Genomic DNA, 6,837 nt, shown 5'->3' with positions numbered 1-6,837 from the left:
AAGGCATCTAGGAGATTTGCTAGCTCATACACAGGTCCAGCTAGAGGGTGACAATTAGTGATTTAACTTAGCAGTTAAAAAAACGAGGCTACGAGGTACAGTACGTGCAACCCGTATATATGTTCCCGATGACCGGGCACGTTGAGTCGGTATCACTGCTTGTGCAATCTGATTCATAAGTAAAGTAAATTTATAATGGGTATTTTTATAAGGAGGAATATATATGTTAGGAGCAATTGTTGGAGATGTTGTGGGTTCTGTTTATGAATGGAACAATATTAAAACGAAGGATTTTCCCTTGTTTAGGGACGATTGTTTTTTCACAGATGATACGGTGATGACCTGTGCTGTGGCGGAAGCAATCATGAATGGCGGACAGAAGGATGACTTCATTGATGCCATGAAGAAGTACGGTAGAATGTATCCAAATGCGGATTACGGAGCTCGTTTCAATCGTTGGCTTATGACGGACAACCGTGAACCTTACAATAGTTTTGGAAATGGTTCTGCGATGCGCGTTTCTCCGTGTGCTTGGGTGATGGAGGCCACAACAGGCGAGTTGCCGTCCGAGGGGAAACGTCTGGCGCAACTTTCTTCGGAGGTAACGCATAACCATCCAGAAGGAATCAAAGGAGCGATGGCTACAGCGGATGCTATTTATATGTGCCGTTATTTCTTCGGTAGTGATGGTAGCGAGAACCCTGCGGAAATCAAAAGACGTGTTAAGGAACATATCGAGAAAGAATATGGATATGACCTTTCTAAAACACTGGATGAAATTCGTCCTACGTATCGATTCAATGAAACCTGTCAGGATACCGTTCCTCAGGCAATCGTTGCCTTTTTAGAAAGTACTGATTTTGAAGATGCGATTCGAAATGCGATTTCTCTTGGTGGGGACAGCGACACTCTTGCTGCAATCACAGGAAGTATCGCCGAGGCAGCTTATGGAATTCCTGAGTGGATTAAGGACAAGTCCTATAGCTATCTCGATGAGCCTTTGAAAGAGGTGCTTAGACGATGGGAAGAATTCGTTGTAATCAAATAATCGTATATATAGGTGTATGTCCACACGTTGACGGGGCATGCGGATTGACGTTACTGTCGTAGATTTGAAGGATGGAGGGGATAGTTTGGCGGAAAATAGACCTAGTTTTAAAGAGATAAAATCATTTGAAGAATTTAACCAATACTATTGGTATCGAGAGGAACTTTCCCAAATTTGTAAGTCTCTTGGTTTAGAGTACAGGGGTACGAAGAAAGAATTGACTTTTATTATTGAACAATATTTTCAAGGAAATAAAGTAGAGAAATCTGTGAGGAAAGGTCTCAAAACTCAATCCGAAGTAATCACTTTAGAAACCCCGCTCCTGAACTGTGGGTTTTCTTTTAACCAGAAGTTTAGAGATTATTTTTCAGCCGTGACAGGGGTTAGTCCGTTTAAATTCAATGCGGATATGGCAACTGCTTGGCGAAAAGTAAAAAGGGATAATGATTTAAAATTTACGATTCAAGATATGATTAAAATTTATTATGGAGAGTCAGATTACGCCAAATATGATCATTCGGCTTGTCAGTGGAATCAATTTTTAAAAGACTTTTGTACGGATGAATGTAGCTATCAGTATGCGAACAAGTTAACTGTTGCAGCGATCCTTTGGAGGGAAGTTCGAGATTCAAAAAATGAAAAAGTTTATTCCAAACAGCTTCTGAAAGAACATAGCCACAAAATAGAGGAGTATCGTAAATAAGCAACTACTCTTTCTTCTATCTGATCCGTTGTTGCGAAAGCCTCTACGTACCTTTTAAAGGATTATAGATAGGGTTCCTCATGAAGGCAGATCTACTGGATGTACATCGTGAGCGCTTGTTTCATGATAATTGACGGCAGCATAATAATGTTTAGAACGAAAAAGCTTAGGAGGGTTATCGATGGTTATATTGGAATTGTATCAAGGTGATTATAAAAAAGATTTAGTCGCGTTTGATTCTTTAGAAGAGGGAAGAGCTTTTGTAGCTCAAATCCCAGGATACACTCTAGAAAAAGTAGATGAGTTTGAAATGGAATCTTTTAATCCTGCAAGTTTACCGGATTATATGGAGATTGTCTTTAACGGAAACATTGTACCCTTGTCTAAATGGATGTTCGACCCTAATGAAATTGTGATTATTGTTTGGAAAGAAATTTCAAATCTATCCGAACCAAACGATAAAATGATCGAAGGCTACTCACTAATCGACGCGTATGTCATTAACAACGATGAAGTGAAAGCCTATGTCGAAGCCAGAGAAGCAAACTTCCGCAAGGCAAAAGCATTCTTAGAAAGCAAAGGATATGAAGTCGACAGAAGCTTTTTTGGAAGTGAAGACGGCGAAGCGATTCTCTACAGAAAACGAGGCACTGAAGATTGGCACTTTTTGTGTCACTTAGACCCGCTGTTTGTAGAGGTTGAAGATGTAGAAGGGTATGTGAAAGAAGAACTACAATCGTTAAACTAAAGGATGTTACGAGCGAGTGACGTATTTGTCCGATTAAAATTAAAGGAGCACCATAAGTGAAAGCACTAATTGTTTTAGATTGCCAAAAAGGAATGTTGGCTAGAGGAAATTTTGACCTGCTTAGAGAGAATATTTTGAAATTACAAGAGATGTTTAAAGCGAGCGGGGACCTTATTATTCATACGCGTCATATTGATGAGAATGAGGAGAGTATTATTTACAATGGTGATGAAAGGGGAGAGCTTGACGAAGAGCTTTCTGCGGATGCGGATTTTATCGTAGAAAAAAACTCACCAAATATTTTCCAGAGTGAAGAGTTGAAGGCAATTCTTGCGAACCATCCGGTCGATGAAGTGGTGATTACAGGACTGAACGCGGAATACTGCTGCCTATTTTCTGCTATTATCGCCTCAGACAGAGGCTATAAGGTGACTTACATTGAAGATGCAACGGGCAGCGTCAATGACGGCGACACTTATGAAATGCCAGGGCTAGATATTGTGGACTTCGTTGGCTGCGTCTTGGATTGGTCTGGGCAAGTCGAGGTTCTATACTTCGATGAGTTCAAAGAGAGAGGGTAAATCTTTCGGGAACAAGAAGAATGAGATGGTTGACTGTAAAGTGAAAATCGTAGAGGCGTTCGGCCTTGATCAGTTTCCGGGTTGGTGCAAGGCGATTCTGACGGATGCGAACGGGGTGGAGCATACTTTCGTGGACAAGCTTCCAGTGTTCGGATTGGAAGAGGAGGAAGTAGGGAGCCGTCCAGTTGAAAAATTTATCGCGGTGGAAGTCCTCCGTGATTTAGGGGACGTCGTTGAAATTGATACGTCAGTACCGCATGGGCTTGAAACAGAGGACGGCAACAGTCGCTTTGTGGTCCAGAAAGAGTTGATAAGGGGACTATAAAAGAAAATTAAATCAGAAGCAGGCGAAGTAAAATTTGCCTGTTTTTTCGTTTATACAATAATGTTCACTAAGTCATTGAAGCAAAAGGGTGAACATGAGATAATGGATTCAGATAGTATTTTGAACATGATATTGCCACAATCAAAGCCCAGACAAGTAGTTTTTAAGTGGCAATGAGTGAGTTTGGAGGAATCACATGGATTATCAAGCAGTACGAAAAAAATACACACTGTATACTAGAGGTGCAGGAATTGTAGCAATGATTTTGATTCTTTGTGTCGCAGTGGTGATAAGCGATACGCTTCTTCAAACAGTGGGCGTCCTAGTGATTTTCGCAGGATTATTATTGGGGATCCAACTAATCAATAAATGGTATCTAGGTATTGTAGCGAAATTACTCCATGTGGATTTGGATTTGGCATCGTGGAAACAATATATCGAGTTCAATAAAACGGCCAAAAGAGCAGCACTTCAGGTAGATGCAAAAACGACAGAAGTCTCTTACGCCTACATGACGGGGGAATTTGAAACAGCGGTTCAAAAAGCCAAAGAAGCCTTGGAATTGGAGGGACTTAAGCCGCAATTTAAGGATATTTTGGAAAGCTATTTAATTCGTTCAGTCGTTTTGAGTCAACCGGAGTTAAGCCGAGAAGAACTGGATGTACTGCTTAACGAACTGACGATTACAGAAGAGACATTGGCCAAGAAAACCGAACAAGTAAGTGTGGCTCTCTATGACTTAACCATCGCGCGTGAGAGTAACGACTACTTCGAAACTTTGACGAATGAATTCAAGTATCCACAGTTAGAAATCATCTACTATCAAGCCTTGAATGCCACCATTAAAGGCGATGCGGCTCGGGCTCACGAATTACTAAGCAAGCTCGTTCATGAAGATGAAGAGTTGTATGTGGTGAGAATGGCACAGGGTTTGCTGAATGGGACACTTGAAAGATAGAAGAAGCGTCATTACAAATGATTTTGTAATAAGATAAATAAGTTTTTGAATTAATGGAGATAGAGAATGAAAATTAAAAAATTAGATAGAATAATGGGATTATTTTTTGCGATTTCAACAGTAGTATTGATTTATATGTTTTTTACAAATCGAGATTTTTTTACATGGGCTTTTTCAAGACACCAAAATATTCTCAGTTGGTATATTAGACCATTGTTTATAATCCCAATTGTTATTGGTGCTTATAAACAATCATTTTCGATTCTATTTCTGTCGATTTTCTGCTTATTTACGAGTATGTTTTGGTTTCCAAAACCAGAAGTGGTGGATGAACAGGTTCATTTATTCTTAGAGTTCGAAAAGAATTATTTAACGAGTGGTTGGACAACTGAGAAAATAGTGGTTTGTACATTGATTTTATTATTCTTTATTCTTTTGATTTATACTACTTGGAATCGAAAATGGGGACAATTATTATGGGTTGTAATCGCTGGAGCTGTACTAAAGGTCGTCCATAGTATCCTTTCTAGTGGAGAAAATGGAATGGCACTCGTTAAACCAGCAGCTACAGGGTTAGTGATTTGTATAGTGATCATCGTCTTTATTAAGAATAAAAAAGAGAATAAATAGTTAAAGGAGAAACATATGAATGAGTTTAAAATAGTCTTAGATGAAAATTTCGGGACATATGTAACGATTCCTGAAGTGAGTAGAAAAGTTTGGTTAGAGGTATCAGATGATTTAGAAATATCTGAATTCGCAACGAATCTTCCAAACAGTTATCAAACAAAAATACATCAACTGTTAGAAAAATCAGGAGTGTGGTTTTATAAAGCAGAAGAGAAAGTTTTTAACGAATTTGGCGAAAAAATACCTTTAGAATTACTTGGAATACATTTGTTATCAGAAGATGACGAACCAGATTTTATTTTTGGGCTAGTATTTGGGTCTCCTAGAGAATCGGAGCATGGAATTGGCTTGAAAATGTCATTAAATACAATGGATATTATTGATTATGGAGATGCAGAAGTTGCTTATTTTTAATATTTTCGTAGGCATTATCTGTTAAGAATAACAACCGGAGACCTTAAAGGGGCTCCGGCCTTTTTATTTAGCAACTGCCTTTTTGTAGTACATCTCTAACCCGAGGGCTGCGACTAGCAGCACCTTACCGACTGGTAAGTAGAGGGTTGGGTAGACGGAGCTGGTTCCGTAGATGTCGAAGACTCCTTTGAGGAAGCTGCAGAAGCTGAAGGTGAGGGCACCCATCTTGTAGGCTGCTTGCGCGTCTTTGGACTCTAAGAAAGTTTTCCCGGTCATTTTTGCGATGAGATTTGGCATAACTCCAAGCACGAGTGGAATCATAAACAGCAAGTACATGAATGGGGTGTACACTTGGTGGCTGAAGAATTCGTACACGCTTCCTGTGACCAATGTGATAATGGCTACGACTGCTCGCCTGGTTGGGGAGCTTCTCCTTTTCGTTTGATTAACTATACTTTGCACAAAGAACCTAAAACCTACTTAAAAGAGGTGGAAAAAAATAAAAAAGCTCGGTAAGATAGAGGTAGAATGAACAATAAGCAGAAGGAAATAGCACTGAATGAATCGATTAGAAGGGAGCGGGAGGAAAAATGAAAGGAAGTAGCAAGGAAGTTTTTGATCACATCTTTTCAACAGCCTTAGTGGATTATAAAGGTAATAATGGTTTAGAAATGTTAATGCGCTATTATAAGGATGATATCCCTATATCACCTCGATTTTTATATGATTCGGATGCGGTATACTTTTATCATTTTGATGAAAAAATTTCTTCCCTTGAAAACAGTTGGGAGAAAAAGGATTTTGCTGAACGCGGCGACATTATGACTTCCATTTGGGCTCCGCTGACTTATTATTTAGGTCTTAATAAAGAAGGCAAGATAATAGCGAAAAATAATGCCAGTATCGATACAATTCTTTTAAATCATAAAAATGAGGAGTGGACGCTTTTTAATGATTTAGCAGAACAGTATGCCTCTAGAGGGAATTTGTTATTGTTACCGAACATGAAAAATTCAGCAGGAAAACGGAATTTGAATCCCGATAAGTTTATGATGTCAGAAGATAAACTGGATCAGTTTTTGTACTATTGTTTTAAAGGGAATCTATTTGAGTATTTCGATAGAAACGAGACAAATTTGGTGGAATGGATTTATTCGGAAAACTTAGAATGTATGTTTTCTCAAGACTTTTTCCAATACTCTTTAAGTGAAATTAAGAATGGAAAAGTTGCCATAGATCAACAGAATTTAGAGATAACAGTAGAAAACTTGCAGCCGTTGATAGATAATGCTGAAGTTTCAGAATATAAATATCGAAGTTTTTCCAAAAAAGACTGGAGGACGTATTTTGATAGATTAAACAAAGTAATTACATATCGGAATGCGAGTGTTATCGACTCTCATTTACCTTTGCAGTGGAAGTGAGGAGAA

The 6,837-nt window shown here is 38.8% G+C and carries 11 protein-coding genes; 10 read left to right on the top strand and 1 reads right to left on the bottom strand.

Annotated elements, in window-relative coordinates; all coding sequences use genetic code 11:
* Window positions 1–223 precede the first annotated feature (223 nt).
* From ACO5V7_RS03655 to ACO5V7_RS03620, 8 genes are all read left to right on the top strand, one after another.
* On the top strand, window positions 224–1,048 hold the full coding sequence (locus ACO5V7_RS03655; protein WP_485485092.1) for an ADP-ribosylglycohydrolase family protein: 825 nt from the start codon (window positions 224–226) through the stop codon (window positions 1,046–1,048).
* 85 nt (window positions 1,049–1,133) lie between these two features.
* Window positions 1,134–1,751, top strand: coding sequence for an SAP domain-containing protein (locus ACO5V7_RS03650; protein ID WP_485485091.1), 618 nt, complete (start codon window positions 1,134–1,136; stop codon window positions 1,749–1,751).
* A 181-nt stretch (window positions 1,752–1,932) separates the two neighbouring features.
* Window positions 1,933–2,499, top strand: coding sequence for a hypothetical protein (locus ACO5V7_RS03645; protein ID WP_485485090.1), 567 nt, complete (start codon window positions 1,933–1,935; stop codon window positions 2,497–2,499).
* Window positions 2,500–2,555: 56 nt separating this feature from the next.
* Window positions 2,556–3,080, top strand: coding sequence for a cysteine hydrolase family protein (locus tag ACO5V7_RS03640; protein ID WP_485485089.1), 525 nt, complete (start codon window positions 2,556–2,558; stop codon window positions 3,078–3,080).
* Between the two features lie 25 nt (window positions 3,081–3,105).
* Window positions 3,106–3,405: a hypothetical protein gene (locus ACO5V7_RS03635; protein WP_485485088.1), complete on the top strand. Its 300-nt coding sequence runs from the start codon at window positions 3,106–3,108 to the stop codon at window positions 3,403–3,405.
* Between the two features lie 196 nt (window positions 3,406–3,601).
* On the top strand, window positions 3,602–4,363 hold the full coding sequence (locus ACO5V7_RS03630) for a hypothetical protein (RefSeq protein WP_485485087.1): 762 nt from the start codon (window positions 3,602–3,604) through the stop codon (window positions 4,361–4,363).
* A 66-nt stretch (window positions 4,364–4,429) separates the two neighbouring features.
* Window positions 4,430–4,993 (top strand): hypothetical protein, encoded by a 564-nt coding sequence (locus tag ACO5V7_RS03625; RefSeq protein ID WP_298646579.1) that lies wholly within the window; start codon window positions 4,430–4,432, stop codon window positions 4,991–4,993.
* 15 nt (window positions 4,994–5,008) lie between these two features.
* Window positions 5,009–5,407: a hypothetical protein gene (locus tag ACO5V7_RS03620; protein WP_298646582.1), complete on the top strand. Its 399-nt coding sequence runs from the start codon at window positions 5,009–5,011 to the stop codon at window positions 5,405–5,407.
* Window positions 5,408–5,470: 63 nt separating this feature from the next.
* Here the strand turns inward: ACO5V7_RS03620 and ACO5V7_RS03615 are convergent, their stop codons facing one another.
* Entirely contained in the window at window positions 5,471–5,728 is a 258-nt protein-coding gene (locus tag ACO5V7_RS03615) for a hypothetical protein (protein ID WP_485485086.1), read from the bottom strand.
* Between the two features lie 33 nt (window positions 5,729–5,761).
* Between ACO5V7_RS03615 and ACO5V7_RS03610 the strand changes: the two genes are divergently transcribed.
* Both ACO5V7_RS03610 and ACO5V7_RS03605 read left to right on the top strand, forming a co-directional pair.
* Window positions 5,762–5,923 carry a hypothetical protein gene (locus ACO5V7_RS03610; protein WP_485485085.1) on the top strand — a complete coding sequence of 54 codons (162 nt, stop codon included), beginning with the start codon at window positions 5,762–5,764 and terminating at the stop codon, window positions 5,921–5,923.
* Between the two features lie 74 nt (window positions 5,924–5,997).
* On the top strand, window positions 5,998–6,831 hold the full coding sequence (locus tag ACO5V7_RS03605; RefSeq protein WP_485485084.1) for a hypothetical protein: 834 nt from the start codon (window positions 5,998–6,000) through the stop codon (window positions 6,829–6,831).
* The last annotated feature ends 6 nt before the right edge of the window (window positions 6,832–6,837 follow it).

This window comes from Granulicatella sp. (assembly GCF_057274575.1).
The sequence above is the reverse complement of the archived record's forward strand: the minus strand, read 5'-3'. Positions and strand labels throughout refer to the sequence as shown.